Annotated in this window: 17 protein-coding genes and 1 pseudogene; 13 read left to right on the top strand and 5 right to left on the bottom strand. The window is 68.2% G+C overall.

Features of this window, described 5'->3' with window-relative positions; all coding sequences use genetic code 11:
- Positions 1–238: 238 nt before the first annotated feature.
- From AC6EI8_RS15335 to sugE, 12 genes are all read left to right on the top strand, one after another.
- Positions 239–1,930, top strand: a complete 1,692-nt coding sequence (locus tag AC6EI8_RS15335) for an AMP-binding protein (RefSeq protein WP_498382305.1) — start codon at positions 239–241, stop codon at positions 1,928–1,930.
- 82 nt (positions 1,931–2,012) lie between these two features.
- A complete protein-coding gene (locus tag AC6EI8_RS15330; protein WP_149317581.1) occupies positions 2,013–2,408 on the top strand; it encodes a DUF488 domain-containing protein in 396 nt (131 codons plus the stop codon).
- A 395-nt stretch (positions 2,409–2,803) separates the two neighbouring features.
- A complete protein-coding gene (locus AC6EI8_RS15325) occupies positions 2,804–4,051 on the top strand; it encodes a nucleoside recognition domain-containing protein (protein ID WP_498382303.1) in 1,248 nt (415 codons plus the stop codon).
- A 406-nt stretch (positions 4,052–4,457) separates the two neighbouring features.
- The gene (locus AC6EI8_RS15320) at positions 4,458–4,742 is read left to right on the top strand and encodes a DUF1488 family protein (protein WP_053822693.1); all 285 of its coding nucleotides are present in this window, start codon (positions 4,458–4,460) and stop codon (positions 4,740–4,742) included.
- Positions 4,743–4,865: 123 nt separating this feature from the next.
- Positions 4,866–5,915 carry a 1,2-phenylacetyl-CoA epoxidase subunit PaaA gene (paaA, locus tag AC6EI8_RS15315; RefSeq protein ID WP_187829140.1) on the top strand — a complete coding sequence of 350 codons (1,050 nt, stop codon included), beginning with the start codon at positions 4,866–4,868 and terminating at the stop codon, positions 5,913–5,915.
- 52 nt (positions 5,916–5,967) lie between these two features.
- The gene (gene paaB, locus AC6EI8_RS15310) at positions 5,968–6,255 is read left to right on the top strand and encodes a 1,2-phenylacetyl-CoA epoxidase subunit PaaB (protein ID WP_006579224.1); all 288 of its coding nucleotides are present in this window, start codon (positions 5,968–5,970) and stop codon (positions 6,253–6,255) included.
- 12 nt (positions 6,256–6,267) lie between these two features.
- Positions 6,268–7,119: a 1,2-phenylacetyl-CoA epoxidase subunit PaaC gene (paaC, locus tag AC6EI8_RS15305; RefSeq protein WP_498382302.1), complete on the top strand. Its 852-nt coding sequence runs from the start codon at positions 6,268–6,270 to the stop codon at positions 7,117–7,119.
- A 137-nt stretch (positions 7,120–7,256) separates the two neighbouring features.
- Positions 7,257–7,949 (top strand): 1,2-phenylacetyl-CoA epoxidase subunit PaaD, encoded by a 693-nt coding sequence (gene paaD / locus AC6EI8_RS15300; RefSeq protein WP_498382306.1) that lies wholly within the window; start codon positions 7,257–7,259, stop codon positions 7,947–7,949.
- 57 nt (positions 7,950–8,006) lie between these two features.
- Positions 8,007–9,095 (top strand): 1,2-phenylacetyl-CoA epoxidase subunit PaaE, encoded by a 1,089-nt coding sequence (gene paaE / locus AC6EI8_RS15295; protein ID WP_149317577.1) that lies wholly within the window; start codon positions 8,007–8,009, stop codon positions 9,093–9,095.
- Positions 9,096–9,444: 349 nt separating this feature from the next.
- Positions 9,445–10,236 (top strand): DUF1835 domain-containing protein, encoded by a 792-nt coding sequence (locus AC6EI8_RS15290; protein WP_149317576.1) that lies wholly within the window; start codon positions 9,445–9,447, stop codon positions 10,234–10,236.
- Positions 10,236–10,847, top strand: coding sequence for a TetR/AcrR family transcriptional regulator (locus AC6EI8_RS15285; protein WP_149317575.1), 612 nt, complete (start codon positions 10,236–10,238; stop codon positions 10,845–10,847). Before AC6EI8_RS15290 ends, AC6EI8_RS15285 begins: the two co-directional genes overlap by 1 nt.
- Positions 10,848–10,994: 147 nt before the next feature.
- Complete coding sequence (gene sugE, locus AC6EI8_RS15280; RefSeq protein ID WP_006578904.1) at positions 10,995–11,309, top strand: quaternary ammonium compound efflux SMR transporter SugE; 315 nt, start codon at positions 10,995–10,997, stop codon at positions 11,307–11,309.
- Positions 11,310–11,405: 96 nt separating this feature from the next.
- Here sugE and kefC read toward each other — a convergent pair whose 3' ends face one another.
- Together kefC and kefF are read right to left on the bottom strand one after the other, a co-directional pair.
- Positions 11,406–13,214, bottom strand: coding sequence for a glutathione-regulated potassium-efflux system protein KefC (kefC, locus tag AC6EI8_RS15275; protein WP_498382301.1), 1,809 nt, complete (start codon positions 13,212–13,214; stop codon positions 11,406–11,408).
- Positions 13,211–13,813: a glutathione-regulated potassium-efflux system oxidoreductase KefF gene (kefF, locus tag AC6EI8_RS15270; RefSeq protein WP_498382300.1), complete on the bottom strand. Its 603-nt coding sequence runs from the start codon at positions 13,811–13,813 to the stop codon at positions 13,211–13,213. The genes kefC and kefF overlap by 4 nt, the downstream gene beginning before the upstream one ends.
- Positions 13,814–14,147: 334 nt before the next feature.
- Between kefF and AC6EI8_RS15265 the strand changes: the two genes are divergently transcribed.
- Positions 14,148–14,846, top strand: a complete 699-nt coding sequence (locus AC6EI8_RS15265; protein ID WP_149317573.1) for a GNAT family N-acetyltransferase — start codon at positions 14,148–14,150, stop codon at positions 14,844–14,846.
- Positions 14,847–15,029: 183 nt separating this feature from the next.
- Here the strand turns inward: AC6EI8_RS15265 and AC6EI8_RS15260 are convergent, their stop codons facing one another.
- The 3 genes and pseudogenes from AC6EI8_RS15260 to AC6EI8_RS15250 all read right to left on the bottom strand — a co-directional run.
- Positions 15,030–15,521: an Lrp/AsnC family transcriptional regulator gene (locus tag AC6EI8_RS15260; RefSeq protein ID WP_150082551.1), complete on the bottom strand. Its 492-nt coding sequence runs from the start codon at positions 15,519–15,521 to the stop codon at positions 15,030–15,032.
- A 297-nt stretch (positions 15,522–15,818) separates the two neighbouring features.
- Positions 15,819–16,541 carry an EF-hand domain-containing protein gene (locus tag AC6EI8_RS15255; RefSeq protein ID WP_498382299.1) on the bottom strand — a complete coding sequence of 241 codons (723 nt, stop codon included), beginning with the start codon at positions 16,539–16,541 and terminating at the stop codon, positions 15,819–15,821.
- 290 nt (positions 16,542–16,831) lie between these two features.
- Positions 16,832–17,057 (bottom strand): annotated as a pseudogene (locus AC6EI8_RS15250) (hypothetical protein); the annotation flags it as partial.

Raw genomic sequence — 17,057 nt, 5'->3', positions numbered from 1 at the left:
TCGCCTTCCCCGCCAACCCCGCCGCCGTTCGGCTGCGAGGGGGCGAATATTAAGGGAGGGCGCGGCCGAAGGCAAGCAAATTAAGTAAAAACCCGAATTCGGCCTTGAAGTGCTTCAAAGACAACAAATGTCGCACCGGTGACAGCATCGGCGGAACGCTTCGCCTAAGCTGGCGCCCCATACCTATAAGAGAAGCACCCCTGACTACGATTCAGTCAATCAGTCGAAGGAGACAACCATGACGCTGATCCCGAACGCCGGCCTGTCGCTGGTCACTGGCGCCACCGACGTGCCGCTGTCGGACCAGACCATCGCCGAATTGCTGGCCGCCACGGCGGCGGCCCACCCGGACGCAGAGGCCGTCGTCTTCCGCGAGCAGGGAATCCGCTGGACCTGGCGCCAGTTCAGCGAGCAGGTCGACCGCCTGGCCACCGGCCTGCTGGCGCGCGGCATCGCGCGCGGCGACCGCGTCGGCATCTGGTCGCCGAACCGGCAGGAGTGGCTGGTGACCCAGTTCGCCACCGCCCGCATCGGCGCCATCCTGGTCAATATCAACCCGGCCTACCGACTGGCGGAACTGGAGTACGCGCTGAACAAGGCCGGTGTCCGGATGCTGATCACGGCCGCGCGCTTCAAGTCGAGCAACTATATCGAGATGCTGCAGAAGCTGGCGCCGGAGCTGGCCGACAGCCAGCCAGGCGCGCTGCGAGCGGCTCGGCTGCCCACGCTGCAATGGGTCGTGCGCATGGGCGAGGAGGACACCGCCGGCATGCTGCGCTATGCCGAGCTGCTGTCCCGGCCAGATACCGGTGCGCTGGACGCCGCCGGCTCGGCGCTTGGCCCGCAAGATCCGATCAATATCCAGTTCACCAGCGGGACCACCGGCAACCCCAAGGGCGCGACGCTGACGCACCACAACGTGGTCAACAACGGCCGCTTCGTGGCGATGGCCATGCGGCTGACCGACCGCGATTCGCTGTGCATCCCCGTGCCGCTGTACCACTGCTTCGGCATGGTGCTGTCGGTGCTGGCCTGCGTCAGCGTCGGCGCGCGCATGATCTTCCCCGGCGAGGCCTTCGATCCGCTGGCGACCATGCAGGCCGTGCACGAGGAACGCTGCACCGCCCTGCACGGCGTGCCGACGATGTTCATCGCCCAGCTCGATCACCCCGAATTCGCGAGATTCGACTTCACCTCGCTGCGCACCGGCATCATGGCCGGCGCCCCCTGCCCGATCGAGGTGATGAAGCGGGTCATCAAGGACATGCATATGGCCGAGGTGACGATCGCCTACGGCATGACCGAGACCAGTCCGGTTTCCTTCCAGAGTGCGACCGACGATCCGCTGGAGAAACGCGTGGCGACGGTCGGCCGGGTCCAGCCGCATCTGCAGTGCAAGATCGTCGACGAAACCGGGCAGGTCGTGCCGGTCGGCGCCACCGGCGAGCTGTGCACCCGCGGCTATTCGGTAATGCTGGGTTATTGGGAGGACGAGGCCCGCACGCGCGAGACGATCCGCGACGGCTGGATGCATACCGGCGACCTGGCGACGATCGACGAGCAGGGCTATTGCAATATCGTCGGGCGGGTCAAGGACATGGTGATCCGCGGGGGCGAGAACCTGTATCCGCGCGAAATCGAGGAATTCCTGTTCCGCCATCCCAAGGTGCAGGCGGTGCAGGTGTTCGGCGTGCCCGATCCGAAGTACGGCGAGGAGCTGTGCGCATGGATCGTGCTCAAACCCGGGCAGAGCGCGACCGAGGACGAGATCCGGGAGTTCTGCCGGGACCAGATTGCGCACTACAAGATCCCGCGTTATGTTCGTTTCGTCCACGACATGCCGATGACGGTCACCGGCAAGGTGCAGAAGTTCGTGATGCGGGAAACCATGATTCGCGAACTGGGGCTCGAGCCGGCAGCGACCGCCTGACCGTTCGCTGCGCCGTGACGGCCGGCGCTTCGGCGTCGGCTGCCGCCGTCCCCACCGCAGACCGCAGACAGGAGCGCCCGCCATGGCCGTCCACATCGTCAGGCTCGGAACCCCGCGCAGCGCCGGCGAAGGCCTGCGCATCGGCACGGTGCGCAGGCCGCCGCGCGGCGTGCCGCGCAGCGAATACGCCAGCCGGGACTTCTACGATGTCTGGTTCCCGCTGCTGTCGCCCTCTCCGGAACTGGTCGCCGAAGCCAAGCATGCCCAGGAAGAGGAAGACGACAAGGCCTGGCGCCATTTCGAGCGGCGCTTCCAGGCCGAAATGGCCGAACCCGAGGCCAGCCGCACGCTCGACCTGCTGGCCGCGCTGTCGCACCAGACCAATTTCGCGATCGGCTGCTATTGCGAGGACGAACAGCGCTGCCACCGGTCGATCCTGCGCAAGCTGCTGGCCAAGCGCGGCGCGGCGTTCGCCTAGGTCGTCTCCCTGAAGGAGGCTGGCGGCCCGCGACGCCAAAGCGGTGGAGCCGGTGCGGAGTGGCCGAGCCGGTGCGGAGCGGCGGGGACCGCGGTAAGCGGCGAGAGCGGCGGCACGCCCCGCGGACTGCGGTGACGGCGGGCAGCCCTAGAGCAGCCGCGGCCAAGGGCCAGCGGCCAGCGGCCAGCGGCCAGCGGCCACGCTATGATAGGCGCCTTGCGCACCACGCCGTTCTTTGCGACTCGCCATGCGGGCTGCGCCCACGGGTCCCGCGGATCCGTACGTTGATCCGTCCGTTGATCCGGCCGCTTATTGCCCGCTTATTGCCCGCTTATTGCCCGCTTATTGCCCGCTTATTTGCCCGCTGAGTTGCCCGCTTATTTGCCACTACGCCCATGGCATTGAACCTGGTCTGGCTGTCCTTTTTCCTGTCCGCCTTCGCCATCGGCTGCGTGCGGCTGGCACATGGCGATGCCGCCATCTTTCCGGCCATGCTGGCGAGCCTGTTCGACAGCGCCCGCACCGCCTTCGAGATCTCGCTGAGCCTGGCCGGCATCATGGCGCTGTGGCTCGGCATCATGCGGGTCGGCGAGCGTGGCGGCGTGGTGCAGGGCTTCGCGCGCGCGGTCAATCCGGTGCTGCGGCACCTGTTTCCCGGCGTCCCGCAAGGCCACCCCGCCCAGGGCGCGATGATGATGAACGTCTCGGCCAATATGCTGGGCCTGGACAATGCCGCGACGCCGCTGGGCCTGAACGCGATGCGCGAGCTGCAGACGCTGAACGACAAGCCCGACACCGCGACCGATGCGCAGATCTTGTTCATCGTGCTCAATACCGCGGGGCTGACGCTGATTCCGACCTCGGTGATCGCGATGCGGCAGGCGGTCGCGCTGAAGCAGGGTCTGGTCGGCTTCAACGCCGCCGACATCTTCCTGCCGACGCTGCTGGCGACCGGCGTGTCCTGCCTCGCCGGGCTGGTCGCGGTGGCGTGGACTCAGCGGCTCAATCTGCTCAAACCCGCCATCCTCGGCACGCTGGTGGCGATCGTGGCCGCGCTCGGCGGTCTGGCGGTCTGGCTGCGCCGCGCGCCGGCGCCGCAAGTCGACACCGTGACCGCGCTGGCGGGCAGCCTCTTTATCCTCGGCCTGATCGTGCTGTTCCTGCTGTGCGGGGCGGCGCGTCGGGTCAACGTCTATGAGGCCTTCGTCGACGGCGCCAAGGAAGGCTTCGGCGTGGCGGTGCAGATCATTCCCTACCTGGTGGCGATCCTGGTCGCGATCGGGCTGTTCCGCGCCAGCGGCGGCATGGACTGGCTGATGCAGGGCCTCGCGGCCGCCGTCGCCAGCCTCGGCCTGAATACCGACTTCGTGCCGGCGCTGCCGGTCGGCCTGATGAAGGTGCTGTCCGGCGCCGGCGCACGCGGCCTGATGGTCGACGTCATGACGACCTACGGTGTCGATTCCTTCCAGGGCAAGCTGGCCGCGATCATCCAGGGATCGACCGAAACCACCTTCTATGTGCTGGCGGTCTACTTTGGCAGCGTCAATGTGCGTCGTACCCGGCATGCGCTGGGCTGCGCACTGTTCGCCGATGCGGTGGGCTTGGTCGCCGCCATCGGCATCGCCTACCTGTTCTTCCATTGATAGGACTGGGCTGGCGGCTTACGGGGACAGATTACTGTTGCACTGACACAACGAAATCGTACCGATTTCAGCTTTTTGGAACGCGGACCTTGGTGCGTCGCAACAAGCCGCGTATAGTGAAGTCTGTCTCCTCCACCACCTCGGTGGATTCCAGCCCGCGCACAACCTGCGCGGGTTTTTTTTCGTCCACATTTCGGCGCTTCCTGGCGGGGCGGCCTGACTCCGCTCCGACGCGTTGGTGCGCTGCAGCATAAACGAGTCGATGAAGTAAGCGAGCACTCGCCATCGAAGGGAAGCCCGCACGCGAAACAGGGGCCGGATCCCGATCCAGGACTCCCGGCTGGCGTGTGCCGCCCGATATCCTAGAATGGTCGTGACTCCCGTCCCTTTCCGGCCGAGGCACGCCATGCCTGAGATCCTGTTTCCCAGCAGCGTCCCCACCTACTGCGCAGCCAGCCTGACGCTGTCGTGCCCCGCCACCGTCAACGGCCAACCGTCCCGCTATTCGATCACCGCCGAAGCGCTCGAGTCGCATTTCGGCGCGCGCTCGCCGCGCGAGGAAGACCTGGTACGTGCCTTCACCGACCATCGGCCGCGCATCGAAAGCATCGCGCAGTCGCTGTTCGAGATGACCCGTTCGCGCAATATCGTGCTGCGCAGCGGGCACGTCCGCTTCGTTCCCGAATCCTGATCCCGACGCGCTGATGGCATGGCGCCAACACGCCCGCCAATTAATTGACCGAACGGTCGGTTTATATATAATGCTTCCTACCGCCCGGCCCACGCACGGCCGGGACCCGCCAGAGGAGGCGCTATGTACACCCAAAGCCTGGACCTGCCCCAACAGCCCCTGCCGGCCGACGCGCAGCGCGCCGCCAACGAAGGCGCGCATGCTCCCAGCAACGCGGCCGAAAGCGCCGAGGCGCAGGCCGCGTTTGATGCGCGCCTGGCCGCGGACGGCAAGATCGAGCCGCAGGACTGGATGCCTGCCGCCTACCGCAAGACGCTGGTCCGCCAGATTTCGCAGCACGCGCATTCCGAGATCATCGGCATGCTGCCCGAGGGCAACTGGATCACGCGCGCGCCGTCGCTCAAGCGCAAGGCGATCCTGCTGGCGAAGGTGCAGGACGAAGGCGGCCACGGCCTCTATCTCTATTCGGCGGCCGAGACGCTGGGCACCTCGCGCGACGAGATGGTCGACGCCCTGCATCGCGGCAAGGCCAAGTATTCGTCGATCTTCAACTACCCGACGCTGACCTGGGCCGATGTCGGCGTGATCGGCTGGCTGGTCGACGGCGCGGCGATCATGAACCAGATTCCGCTGTGCCGCTGCTCCTACGGTCCGTATGCGCGGGCGATGATCCGCATCTGCAAGGAAGAGTCGTTCCACCAGCGCCAAGGCTTCGACGCGCTGCTGGCGATGATGCGCGGCACCGACGCGCAGCGCGAGATGGTGCAGGACGCGGTCAACCGCTGGTGGTTTCCGGTGCTGATGATGTTCGGCCCGCCCGATGCGGCGTCGACCAACAGCGCGCAGACCATGGCCTGGGGCATCAAACGGATCTCGAACGACGACCTGCGCCAGAAATTCGTCGATGCAACGGTCGAGCAGGCCAAGGTACTCGGCGTCTCGCTGCCCGACCCCGGCCTGCGCTGGAACGAGGAACGCGGCCACTACGACTACAGCCCGCTGGACTGGGACGAGTTCTGGCGGGTCATCAACGGCGACGGCCCGTGCAACCGCGAACGGCTGGCCACGCGCGTCAAGGCGCACGAGGACGGCGCCTGGGTACGCGAGGCCGCGCTGGCCCACGCCGCCAAGGTGGCACAGCGCGAAGCGGCGCAAGCCCGCGCCGCGGCCTGAGCCGCAACGGCTCCGGCAAGTGACCGCAAGCCGCCGACAGGAGACAAGCAAGATGACGCAAAAGGAATGGCCGCTGTGGGAAGTGTTCGTCCGCAGCAAGCAGGGCCTGGAACACAAGCATTGCGGCAGCCTGCACGCGGCCGACGCGCACCAGGCGCTGCGCATGGCGCGCGACGTCTATACGCGGCGCCAGGAAGGCGTGTCGATCTGGGTGGTGCCGTCGTCCGCGATCACCGCCAGCGTGCCCGACGAGAAGGCGGAGCTGTTCGACCCGATGGCCGACAAGATCTACCGGCATCCGACCTTCTATCAGCTGCCCGATGAAGTCAACCATATGTAAGAAGGGCCGCGCATGACCGCCACGCTCAGTCCCACCCCTTCGCCGCTGCTGTCCAACCTGCCGCTGGCGCGCACCGCCGGCTGGCAGTACGTGCTGCGCCTGGCCGACAACGCGCTGATCCTCGGCCAGCGCAACGCCGAGTGGTGCGGCCACGGACCCGTACTGGAAGAAGACATCGCGCTGGCCAATATCAGCCTGGACCTGATCGGCCAGGCGCGCCTGCTCTATGCGCGCGCCGGGGAACTGGAGGCCGAACTGACCGGCCGGGCGCGCCACGAGGACGACTACGCCTACTGGCGCGGCGAGCGAGAATTCCGCAACTGGACGCTGCTGGAGCTGCCGCACAGCGGGCCGCTGGCCGGCACCGCCTCGTCGGACCGCGACTACGCCGTCACCATCGTGCGCAACTTCCTGTACAGCGCGCTGATGGTCGAGCTGTGGAGCGCGCTCGAAGGCAGCCGCGACGCGGGCCTGGCCGCGATCGCCTCGAAGTCGATCAAGGAAGCGCGCTATCACCTGCATCACGGCGCCGACTGGCTGGTGCGGCTGGGCGACGGCACCGAGCTGTCGCACGAACGCACGCAGCGCGCGCTGGACCATCTGCTGCCCTATATGAACGAATGCTTCGTGCCAGATCCGGTCGAACAGGAAGCGGCGGCGCAGGGCATCGCGGTGCCGACCGCGGAACTGCGGCCGGCCTGGCAGGCGACCGTCGAGCAGACCGTGGCCGAAGCCACGCTGACGCTGCCCGCCGCGACCGGTTTCGTGTCGACCGGCAAGCAGGGCCTGCACTCCGAGCACATGAGCTACCTGCTGGCGCAGATGCAGAGCCTGGCGCGCGCCCATCCCGGCGCGCACTGGTAACGGCGGACGCCGCGCATATCGAGGCCGATCCCATGCCAGCCACCTTGACCCTCCCGGGCATGCACGCGGATTCCGACGCGGATTCCGACGCGGCTTCCCACGCGGATTCCCACGCAAACGGGCACCCGGACACCCGCCTGCACGCAGTCCACGCCGATGCCGACGCGCAAGCGCGCGCGGCCCGCGCCTGGACCGTGCTCGACGCGGTGCCCGATCCCGAGATCCCGGTGGTATCGATTCGCGATCTCGGCATCCTGCGTGAAGTGGCGATCGCCGACGACGGCGCGCTGGAGATCGTGATCACGCCCACTTATTCGGGCTGCCCCGCGATGGCGGAGATCGCCGAGGACATCGGCCGCGCGCTCGACCAGGCGGATCTTGGCCCGTGGAAGATCCGCACCGTGCTGGCGCCGGCGTGGACTACCGACTGGATCACCGCCGAGGGCCGCGACAAGCTGCGGGCCTACGGCATCGCGCCCCCGGCGCGCTGCGCCGACCAGGGGGCGCCAACCCGGCCGGTGCGCTTCGTGCCGCGCCATCGCGCGCCCGGCGATACTGGCGCTACGAACGCTACGGGCGCTCGGGTTGCTACGGGCGCCGCAGGTGCCACGGGCGCCGCAGGTGCCACGGGCGCCGTAGGTGCCACGGGCGCCGCAGGTGCCACGGGCGCCGTAGGTGCCACGGGCGCCAGGGCCACCGACAACGTCACCTGCCCGCACTGCGGCAGCCCCGACACCGAGCCGCTGTCGCAGTTCGGCTCGACCGCGTGCAAGGCGCTCTACCGCTGCCGCGCCTGCCGCGAACCGTTCGACTACTTCAAACCGTACTAGCCACCGTACCAGCCAGGCCGCCCGGCTCGCGCCGCGGCCCACCGTTCCCACGCCGCCATGACCCCTCAGTTCCATCCGCTGCGCGTGGCGCAGGTCCGCCCCGAAACTGCCGACACCGTCTCCGTCGCCTTCGAGGTCCCGCCCGCGCTGCGTGACGCCTACCGCTTCAAGCAGGGCCAGTTCCTGACGCTGCGCACGTCGATCGACGGCCAGGAGGTACGGCGCTCGTATTCGATCTGCTGCGGCGTGCAGGACTACGACCAGCAGGGCGAGTTGCGCGTCGCGGTCAAGCGGGTCGACGACGGGCTGTTCTCGAACTTCCTGCACGATGCGGTGGTGCCGGGCCACACGATCGACGTGATGACGCCGGACGGCCGCTTCCATGTCCCGCTCGACCCCGAGGCGGCGCGCCACTACGTCGCCTTCGCCGCCGGCAGCGGCATCACCCCGGTGATGTCGCTGATCCGGACCACGCTGGCGGTCGAGCCGAACAGCCGCTTCACGCTGGTGTACGGCAACCGCAATGTCGACAGCATCATCTTCGCCGAGGCGCTGGACGACCTGAAGAACCAGTACCTGTCGCGCCTGACGCTGTACCACGTGCTGTCCCGCCAGCCACAGGAGGTCGACCTGCTGCACGGCCGGCTCGACCGCGCGCGGGTGCAGGCCTTCCTCGAGACGCTGATCCCGGTCGACGACATCGATGCGGCCTTCGTCTGCGGCCCGGCCTCGATGATCGACGACGTCGAGGCCGCGCTGAAGGACGCCGGCCTGGACCCGCACAAGATCCACGCCGAGCGCTTCGGCGTGCCGCTGGCGCAGCCGCGCCGCCAGCCCGTCAAGGTGACCACCGACGAGGCCGGCACCGCGCAGCTGGTGGTGGTGCTCGACGGCAAGCAGCACGCGATGCGCATTCCGCTGCAGGACGCCAACGTGCTCGACACCGCGCTGGCCGCCGGGCTGGACCTGCCCTATGCCTGCAAGGGCGGGGTCTGCTGCACCTGCCGCGCCAAGGTGCTCGAGGGCAAGGTCGAGATGGAGAAGAACTACACGCTCGAGCCCTGGGAGATGGACAAGGGCTTCGTGCTGACCTGCCAGGCCCGGCCGCTGACCGAGCGAGTGGTGGTCAGCTACGACGAGCGATAGGCCGGAAGTGGACCGCGGGACCGCGGGACAGCGCCGCCGCCGAACCCCGTGACCCCAACACGGCCGAACGCGGGACGCAGCGCGCGACGAAACCCGCGACCGGACCCGAGCCGAATGCGCGGCGGCGCACGCACCGCCGCCGTCCCGCCGCGATGCATGGTTAAAATGGCCGCTGCCTGAAACCGGGCGCCCGGAGGCCACCGCGCAGATACCGCGCCGCCCCGGCCCGGATACTGGCCAGATACTGGCCAGATACTGCCCGGATACTGTCCGGATACTGCCCGGATGCGGCGCCGCCCGCCGCCCGCGCGGTGCTGTTGAGCCGTCTTATCCATATACAATCACGGCCATGCAATACATCCACGTCGTCAACGGTGACATGGCGGGCAACACGCTGCGCCAGGCACTGGCGCAAGCCGCCCGTCCGGACCCCGTCGTCGTGCTGCGCGACGACCTGGCCGTCGGCCCGATCGCCGATGTGGACAGCAGCGGCCTGATCCGCTCCGGCTTCTGGCAGCGCGTGGCCCCGCACAGCGAGATCGACTTCGCCGCCGAGATGCGCCAGGCGCTGGACCAGCTGCAGGGCCTGCGCCAGAGCGAGCCCGAGGTCGCGATCTGGCACGGCCAGAGCGCCTCCGACCAGCTGATGCTGCGCCGGGTCGTGTTCCACCTGTACCAGAGCCCGCAGCGGATCAACGAGGTCGCGATGGACAGCCGCGAGCTCGACGGCACCACCCAGGGCAACCTGACCGCGATCGGCATGTATCCGGCCGCCCGGCTGGCGCGCCGCTTCTCCACCATCGCACCGGTCTCGGTGCTGCGGCTGGGCCGGCTCGGCTACGAGTGGCAGCAGAACGTCAAGGAAAACGCCGACGTGCGGCTGTGGAAGGGCAATACGCTGGTGCCGGCGGCCTACCACTCCGTCGACGAGGTGATCCTGGAGCGCGCCCCGCTCGAATGGACGCCCGCGGCCCAGGTGGTCGGCAGCGTGATGGGCGCGATCGAAGGCCTGCTGGCCAGCGACTGGTTCGTGTTCTGGCGCTGCCGCGAACTGATCGGCGCCGGCCAGATGGTGCTGCGTGGCAATGCCGATTCGCTGCAGACCTGCGAGCTGCGGCGAAACCTGACGGCCGATTCCTGATGGCCCGTACCAAGGCGCCCGACTTCGAGGCCCAACGCGAACAGATCCTCGAGCTGGCCGCGGCGGCGTTTGCCGCCAGCAGCTATCCGAGCACGTCGATGGCCGACCTGGCCGCGGCCTGCGGCACCTCGAAGGCGCGGCTGTACCACTACTACGAGAGCAAGGAAGCGATCCTGTTCGACCTGCTCGATCGCTATACGCGCCGGCTGATGCTGATCGTCACCGAGGTCGAGGCCGAGGCCGAGCGCCAGGGCCACAGCGAGCGCGACAGCTTCGCCAACCTGATCCGCGCCTTCCTGGCCGAGTACGAGACCTCGCAGACCCGGCATATCGCGCTGATCAACGACGTCAAGTTCCTCGCGCCCGAGCAGCGGGACATCATCCTGAAGCGCGAGCGCGATGTGGTCGCGGCCTTCTCGCGCCAGTTGCGGCGGGCCTATCCGGAACGGGTCACGCGCGAGAACCAGACCGCGCTGACGATGACGGTGTTCGGCATGATCAACTGGACCTTCACCTGGCTCAAGCCGGGCGGCAAGCTGTCCTACGCCGACTTCGCCGAGATGGTGATCGACCTGCTGGCGGGCGGCCTGCCCGGACACGCGCGCGCCTGACGCCGCGGCGCTCCCGCGATAGAATGCCGCCTGCGCCGGGGACGACCCCGCGCCGCCGCGGCAAGCCGTTCCGGCTTCGAGATTCGATCCAGCGGCGCCCGACCAACCGGGGACGGCCCCGATGCCTCGACACCATCGCAGCCCATCATGCCCTGGATCTACGTTCTGCTCGCCGGCCTCACCGAAATCGCCTGGGCCACCGGCCTCAAATACTCCGAAGGTTTCTCCCGCCTGTGGCCATCGGCCTTCACCATCGTGACGATGGTGGTCAGCTTCTGGCTGTTGTCGCTCGCCATGCGCGCACTGCCGCTCGGCACCGCCTACGCGGTCTGGACCGGCATCGGCGCGGTCGGCTCGTTCGCCGTCGGCATCCTGCTGTTCGGCGAATCGGCCAGCTTCTGGCGGCTGTTCAGCGCCGGCCTGGTGCTGGCCGGCATCGTCGGCCTGAAGCTGTCGTCGTAGCGGCGCGCGCGACACCGGCGGCGGCGGGGGCAGAGACACGCGCGACGGCGAGGGTGCCAACGAAGGCGCCGACGAGGGCGGCGACCCCGGCGCGGGTCACGACCACTCTGCCTCCTCGCGCCGGCGCCGCTGCTCGCGGTCCTGCCTGAACATTTCCTCGAGCTCGTCGCGCGCCTGCCGCGCCAGCGACACCATCGTCTTCTGGTCGGTGTAGTGCGGGTAGAAGCGGTCGATCGCGACGATGTTGTGGCGGCGGAATTTCATCGCCGCGGCGCGGGCCTCGGCCGGGTCCAGCCCCAGCCCCTCGAGCACGCGCCGGCCGAGCATCAGCGAGCCCTCGAACATCTCGCGCTCGAACAGCTCGACGCCGCGGTCCTTCAGCAGATAGACGTGCGACACATGGCGGGCGCGGGCGTAGATGCGCAGATGCGGAAAGCGCTGGCGCACGCGGTCGATCAGCGCCAGGCTCTCGTCCATGCCGTCGACCGCGACCACCAGGATCTTTGCCTTCGCCGCGCCCGCGGCTTCGAGCAGGTCCATGCGCGTGGCATCGCCATAGAAGACCTTGAAGCCGAACTGCCGCAGGAAATCGATCTGATCGGGGTCGTGGTCGAGCACCGTCACGCCGATGCCCTGCGCATACAGCAGACGGCCGACGATCTGGCCGAAGCGGCCGAAGCCGGCGATCAGCACCGGGTTGTCCTGCGGTTCGATGGTCTCGTCCGCCCGCTGGCGCAGCTTGCCGGCCCGCGGCGCGACGATCTGGTCGTAGGCCAGCAGCAGCAACGGCGTGGTCACCATCGACAGCGCCACCACCAGCACCAGCAGCGCGGCGATGTTCTCGGGCAGCAGCCCGGCGGAGCGCGCCACGCCGAACACGACGAAGGCGAACTCGCCGGCCTGCGAGATCAGCAACGCAAACAGCAGGCGCTGGCCGCGCGCGATCTCGAAGCGGGGCGCCAGCAGCCGCAGCACCAGCACCTTGGCGCCGACCACCGCGGCGACCATCCCCAGCACCTGCCACGGCTGCTGCGCCATCACGCCGAAGTCGATCGACATGCCGACCGCCATGAAGAACAGCCCCAGCAGCAGGCCCTTGAAGGGCTCGATGTCGGCCTCCAGCGCGTGGCGGTATTCCGAGTCGGCCAGCAGCACGCCGGCGAGGAAGGTGCCGAGCGCCATCGACATGCCGACCGCTTCCATCATCGCGGCGATGCCGACCACCAGCAGCAGCGCGAAGGCGGTGAACATCTCGCGCATGCCGGTGCGGGCGATGAAGCGCAGCGCCGGACGAACCAGGTAGCGCCCCCCGATCACCACCGCGGCGATCACCGCCACCGCCTTGGCCGCGCCGATCCAGGCCGGTCCGTCCGCCGGCTGCGAACCGTCAAAGGTCAGCATCGGCAGCAAGGCGATCATCGGGATCGCGGCGATGTCCTGGAACAGCAGGATGCCGAAGCTGGCCTTGCCGGCCGGCGTGGCGAACAGATTGCGCTCGCCCAGCGTCGCCAGCGCGATCGCGGTCGACGACAGCGCCAGGCCCAGCCCGGCCACCAGCGCGACCTGCCAGCTGGCGCCGAAGGCCGCGGCCAGCGCGCCGATCAGCAACGCGCAGCCGGCCATCTGCAGGGCGCCATAGCCGAAGATGGTCTGGCGCAGCGCCCACAGCTTGGTGGGCGCCAGCTCCAGGCCGATCACGAACAGCATCAGCACGACGCCGAATTCCGAGAAGCTCAGGATCGATTCGACGTCGGTGACCACCCGCAGCGCCCAGGGCCCGATCGCCGCGCCGGCGAGCAGATAGCCGAGCACCGCTCCCAGGCCGAAACGGCGCGCCAGCGGCACCGCCACCACCGCGGCGACCAGGAACACCAGCACCACGCGCAGCGCATCATGCGGATTCATGCGAGCTCCAGCCGGGCGGCGGCGGTGGCCGCGGTGGCCGCGGTGGCCGCCTTGGTCGAGCCGCCTTCGTCGCCGTGGCCGAGCGCGGCCATGACCTCGGCGATCACGCGCTGCACACCCGCCTCGTCCAGCCGGTAGGCGTCGTGGATCGCGATCGGCGCGCGCCACGTCATGCCGCATTCCAGCGCCATCTGCTCCAGCGGCAACAGGAACGAGGACAGCGGATGCCGGTGCACGCCCTCCGCCGAGTAGGCCTCCTCGGTGCCGCGCGTGCTGGCCACCACCAGGCAGGACTTGCCGCGCAGCGCGGTGCCGCCCGGGCCGTGGGCCCAGCCGCGCTCGAGCACCTCGTCCATCCACAGCTTCAGCAGCGGCGGCACGCTGAACCAGAAGGTCGGAAACTGCAGCACCACGGTGTCGGCGCACGACAGCGCGCGCTGCTCGGCCACCACGTCGATGTCGTAGTCGGGATAGCGTGCATAGAGATCGCGCACGTCGACATCGGGCAGCGCGGCGAGCGCCTCGGCCAGCGGCCGGTTCACATGCGAGCGCTTCGCGCGCGCATTGGCATAGATCACAACGATGGGTCGGGCGGGCATGGTGTGTAGCAGGCGTTACTTTCAACGGCAGGGCGGGATGGCGCGGAACGCCGCAACAGACTGCGGCGTTGCAACATTTCCACACCCGGGAATCGCCGGATCGGCAAGCAAGATATTGATTTTTAACGGATTACTGGAATGTCAGTCCGGCCGCCCAGCGCTCTGCGACGCACCATGCTTACGCCAAACTGACAAATGCGCTACAATACTTTTCGCGTTGCCGCAAGATAGGATTTGCCCCATCCATTAGGAAATTGCATTCTGATGGTCTACTTTGACAAGTCTGCTTGCCGCGATGTGACGTTTATACCCTGAATCGCCCAAGGAACAGAAAGTGAATCCGCTCGAACTGAGCAAGGCGGTCGGTGCCTTCACCGACGAAGATCTTCGCAAAGCAGCCGCAGCCTCGCAGGCCGCCCAGCGCCCGACCACTCTGGTGCGCGAGCTGGGGGCCCAGCATCGCTCGCGCCTGCTGAAGCATTTTCTCGCCCTTGGCGAGGAAGATCGCCTGCTCCGCTTCGGCCAGTCGGTGGGCGACCACGTGATCGAGGCCTATGTCGACAGCATCGACTTCGACCACGACACGGTGTTCGGCGTCTACGACGAGCATATCGAGCTGGTCGGTGTCGGCCACTTCGCCAACCTGCGCGACAACGCCCAGGGCCGCGTGGCCGAGTTCGGCGTATCGGTGTCGCAGAGCGCGCGCGGGCGCGGCATCGGCAGCGCGCTGTTCGAGCGCGCCGCCATCCATGGCCGCAACACGAACGTGCGCACGCTGTACATGCACTGCCTGTCGCGCAACGCCGCGATGATGCACATCGCCAAGAAGGCCGGCATGAAGGTCCAGTACGCCTACGGCGAGGCCGATGCCTACCTGGAGCTGCCGCCGGCGGACACGGTCAGCCGCCTGACCGAGGCGATCGACGAACAGGTCGCGGACCTGGACTACGTGGTGCGCCGCAACCTGCGCGACGCGCGCCGCTTCGGCCAGCGCTTCTGGCGCTCGATCATGCCGCAGAAGAGCACGGCCTGATCGGCATCGACACCCGCCGACAGGGAAACGGCGCGCCGACTGGCGCGCCGTTTTTCGTTTGGATCCTGCCAGGGGAACGCCGCCGGGCCAGGCGGTCGTCAAGGCGCTCCGCCGCTTGGCTGCCCCGGGGGCGTGCCGCTCGGTGTGTCCGCCGCTCGCTCGGCCGCTCGGTCGCTCGGTCGCTCAGCCGCCGACCACCGGCAGCGCCGTGGTGTCCTTGATCGATTCGAGCGCGAAACTCGAGCGCACATCGATTACCGCCGGATGGGCCAGCAGCTGGTCCTTCATGAAGCGGGCGAAGTGGTCCATGTCCTCGACGTAGACCTTCAGCAGCAGGTCCATCTCGCCGGTCATCGCATGGCAGGCGGCGACCTCCGGCCAGATCGCGATGGCGGCGCGGAACAGGTCCAGCGGCGCCTTGCCCTTGGGCGCGCCGCCGTGCTTCTCCAGGCGTACGTTGATGTAGGCCAGCAGCCCCAGCCCGATCTTGCCCGGCTCCAGCAGCGCTGCGTACTGCCGGATCACGCCGATCTCCTCCAGCCGGCGGATGCGCCGCAGGCATGGGCTAGGCGACAGGCTGACGCGCTCCGCGACTTCGAGATTGGTCAACCGCCCGTTGGTCTGCAGGACCTCGAGGATCTTCCGGTCGATCTTGTCCAGCTCCACCTTGCTCACGATATTGTTGCTCCGCAATAAGACAGCCAGCAATTTTTTTGCGCAAATTTAGCAAGACGGGCACAAGGTTGCAATTTTTTGTGAGATGACGTGTCCTCTGGCGCCGAGCCGCCGCCATTCCACGACGGCCGGACGAATGCACGGCTCGGCCGAGCACGCCGCGAGTCGGCCGAGTACGGCCGCCGGCGAACGCCAACGACAAAGCGCGCGGCCTTTCGGACCGCGCGCTTCTTATTGCTCCGTATCGGCCTCACCGCGCTGCGGCGGGACGCCGGGGGAGCGCCGGGGAATTACCGCTCAACCGCCCTCGGTCGACGGCACCGCGGGGTTGTTCGGCTGCGTCGGCGGGGTGCCGGCATTGCCGGCGGTTCCCGGTGCGCCCGGCGCGCCGGGTGCGCCCTTCATGCCGTGGTGGTGGCGGTGCATCCGCTCCATCCGCTGGTGATGGGCCTGGCGCATGCCGGCGCCGATTTCGTCGCGCGTCAGCTTGCCGTCCTTGTTGGCATCGAGGCGGTCGTAGTGGTTGGCCAGGCGCGGCATGCCGGCCTCGGCCTCCTGCTTGCTCAGCGCGCCGTCGCCATCCTTGTCGGCGGCCTTGAAGCGCGCATCGAAGCGCTCGCGCATCTGCTGGCGGTGCTGCTCGTGCCGGGCCTTGTGAAAGGCGCGCATCTCGTCCCGGTCGATCTTGCCGTCCTTGTTGGCATCGACGCGGGCGAACATCGCATCGGCTTCCGCCTTCGAGATCGCGCCGTCGCGGTCGGTATCGGCCGCGCGCAGCGACATGCCGCCGTGGTGGCCGTGGTGGCGATGATGACGGTGGTCGTGGCCGTCGGCGCGGTGACCCTTGTGCGCCGGCTTGCCTTCCGCCGCGGAGGCAGCGGCGGCTGCTTGCGGCACGCCCTGGGTGACGGGGGCCGGTGCCTGAGTCTGCGCGATCGCGCTGCCGCCGATCGCCAGGAACACCGCCGAAGCGGCCAGCAACTGGTGAACAGGGCGCGGCTTGATGGTGTTTCGTGACATGTCTGTTTTCCTTGTTTCGGTCGACTGGTCGGATTGACCATGTACCGATTAGAACGCAGACGATGGCGGGAAGTTGGCCGGATTAATAGGATGTTACGCGGCTCACAGAAACGGCCCCGGGCTGTAAACGGCCGCAATACGGGAGCAATACGCGACCAATACGGGGACGGTACGAAAGTGATACAGAACGCCGCAAGCCGGTTCGCATCGCGCCTTCGCCCGTTCAGCCCCGTTCAGCCCCGTTCAGCCCGTTCAGCCCGTTCAGCCCGTTCAGCCCGGTTCAGCCCGGTTCAGCCCTTGGACATCATCGCCCCGTCGTCGCCCTGGTCCATGCCTGGGCTCATGCCCGGATTCATGCCGGGGTTCACTGCGGGGTTCATGCCGGGATTGGCGCCGGGGTTGTAGCCAGGATTGGCCCCCGGGTTGTAGCCGGGATTGGCGCCGGGATTGAAGCCGGGATTGGGCGCATGCTGCGGCGGAACGTGCGCGGCCACGCCCGGATTCGTCGCCATGCCG

Source organism: Cupriavidus sp. R6-3, assembly GCF_059772245.1.
This window is presented reverse-complemented; position numbering and strand designations above follow the sequence as displayed.

Bases quoted from the DNA above. Each gene is read 5' to 3' on its own strand.
- AC6EI8_RS15335 (WP_498382305.1), top strand. From the start codon at position 239: ATGACGCTGATCCCGAACGCCGGCCTGTCGCTGGTCACTGGCGCCACC.
- AC6EI8_RS15330 (WP_149317581.1), top strand. From the start codon at position 2,013: ATGGCCGTCCACATCGTCAGGCTCGGAACCCCGCGCAGCGCCGGCGAA.
- AC6EI8_RS15325 (WP_498382303.1), top strand. From the start codon at position 2,804: ATGGCATTGAACCTGGTCTGGCTGTCCTTTTTCCTGTCCGCCTTCGCC.
- AC6EI8_RS15320 (WP_053822693.1), top strand. From the start codon at position 4,458: ATGCCTGAGATCCTGTTTCCCAGCAGCGTCCCCACCTACTGCGCAGCC.
- paaA (WP_187829140.1), top strand. From the start codon at position 4,866: ATGTACACCCAAAGCCTGGACCTGCCCCAACAGCCCCTGCCGGCCGAC.
- paaB (WP_006579224.1), top strand. From the start codon at position 5,968: ATGACGCAAAAGGAATGGCCGCTGTGGGAAGTGTTCGTCCGCAGCAAG.
- paaC (WP_498382302.1), top strand. From the start codon at position 6,268: ATGACCGCCACGCTCAGTCCCACCCCTTCGCCGCTGCTGTCCAACCTG.
- paaE (WP_149317577.1), top strand. From the start codon at position 8,007: ATGACCCCTCAGTTCCATCCGCTGCGCGTGGCGCAGGTCCGCCCCGAA.
- AC6EI8_RS15290 (WP_149317576.1), top strand. From the start codon at position 9,445: ATGCAATACATCCACGTCGTCAACGGTGACATGGCGGGCAACACGCTG.
- AC6EI8_RS15285 (WP_149317575.1), top strand. From the start codon at position 10,236: ATGGCCCGTACCAAGGCGCCCGACTTCGAGGCCCAACGCGAACAGATC.
- sugE (WP_006578904.1), top strand. From the start codon at position 10,995: ATGCCCTGGATCTACGTTCTGCTCGCCGGCCTCACCGAAATCGCCTGG.
- kefC (WP_498382301.1), bottom strand. From the start codon at position 13,214: ATGAATCCGCATGATGCGCTGCGCGTGGTGCTGGTGTTCCTGGTCGCC.
- kefF (WP_498382300.1), bottom strand. From the start codon at position 13,813: ATGCCCGCCCGACCCATCGTTGTGATCTATGCCAATGCGCGCGCGAAG.
- AC6EI8_RS15255 (WP_498382299.1), bottom strand. From the start codon at position 16,541: ATGTCACGAAACACCATCAAGCCGCGCCCTGTTCACCAGTTGCTGGCC.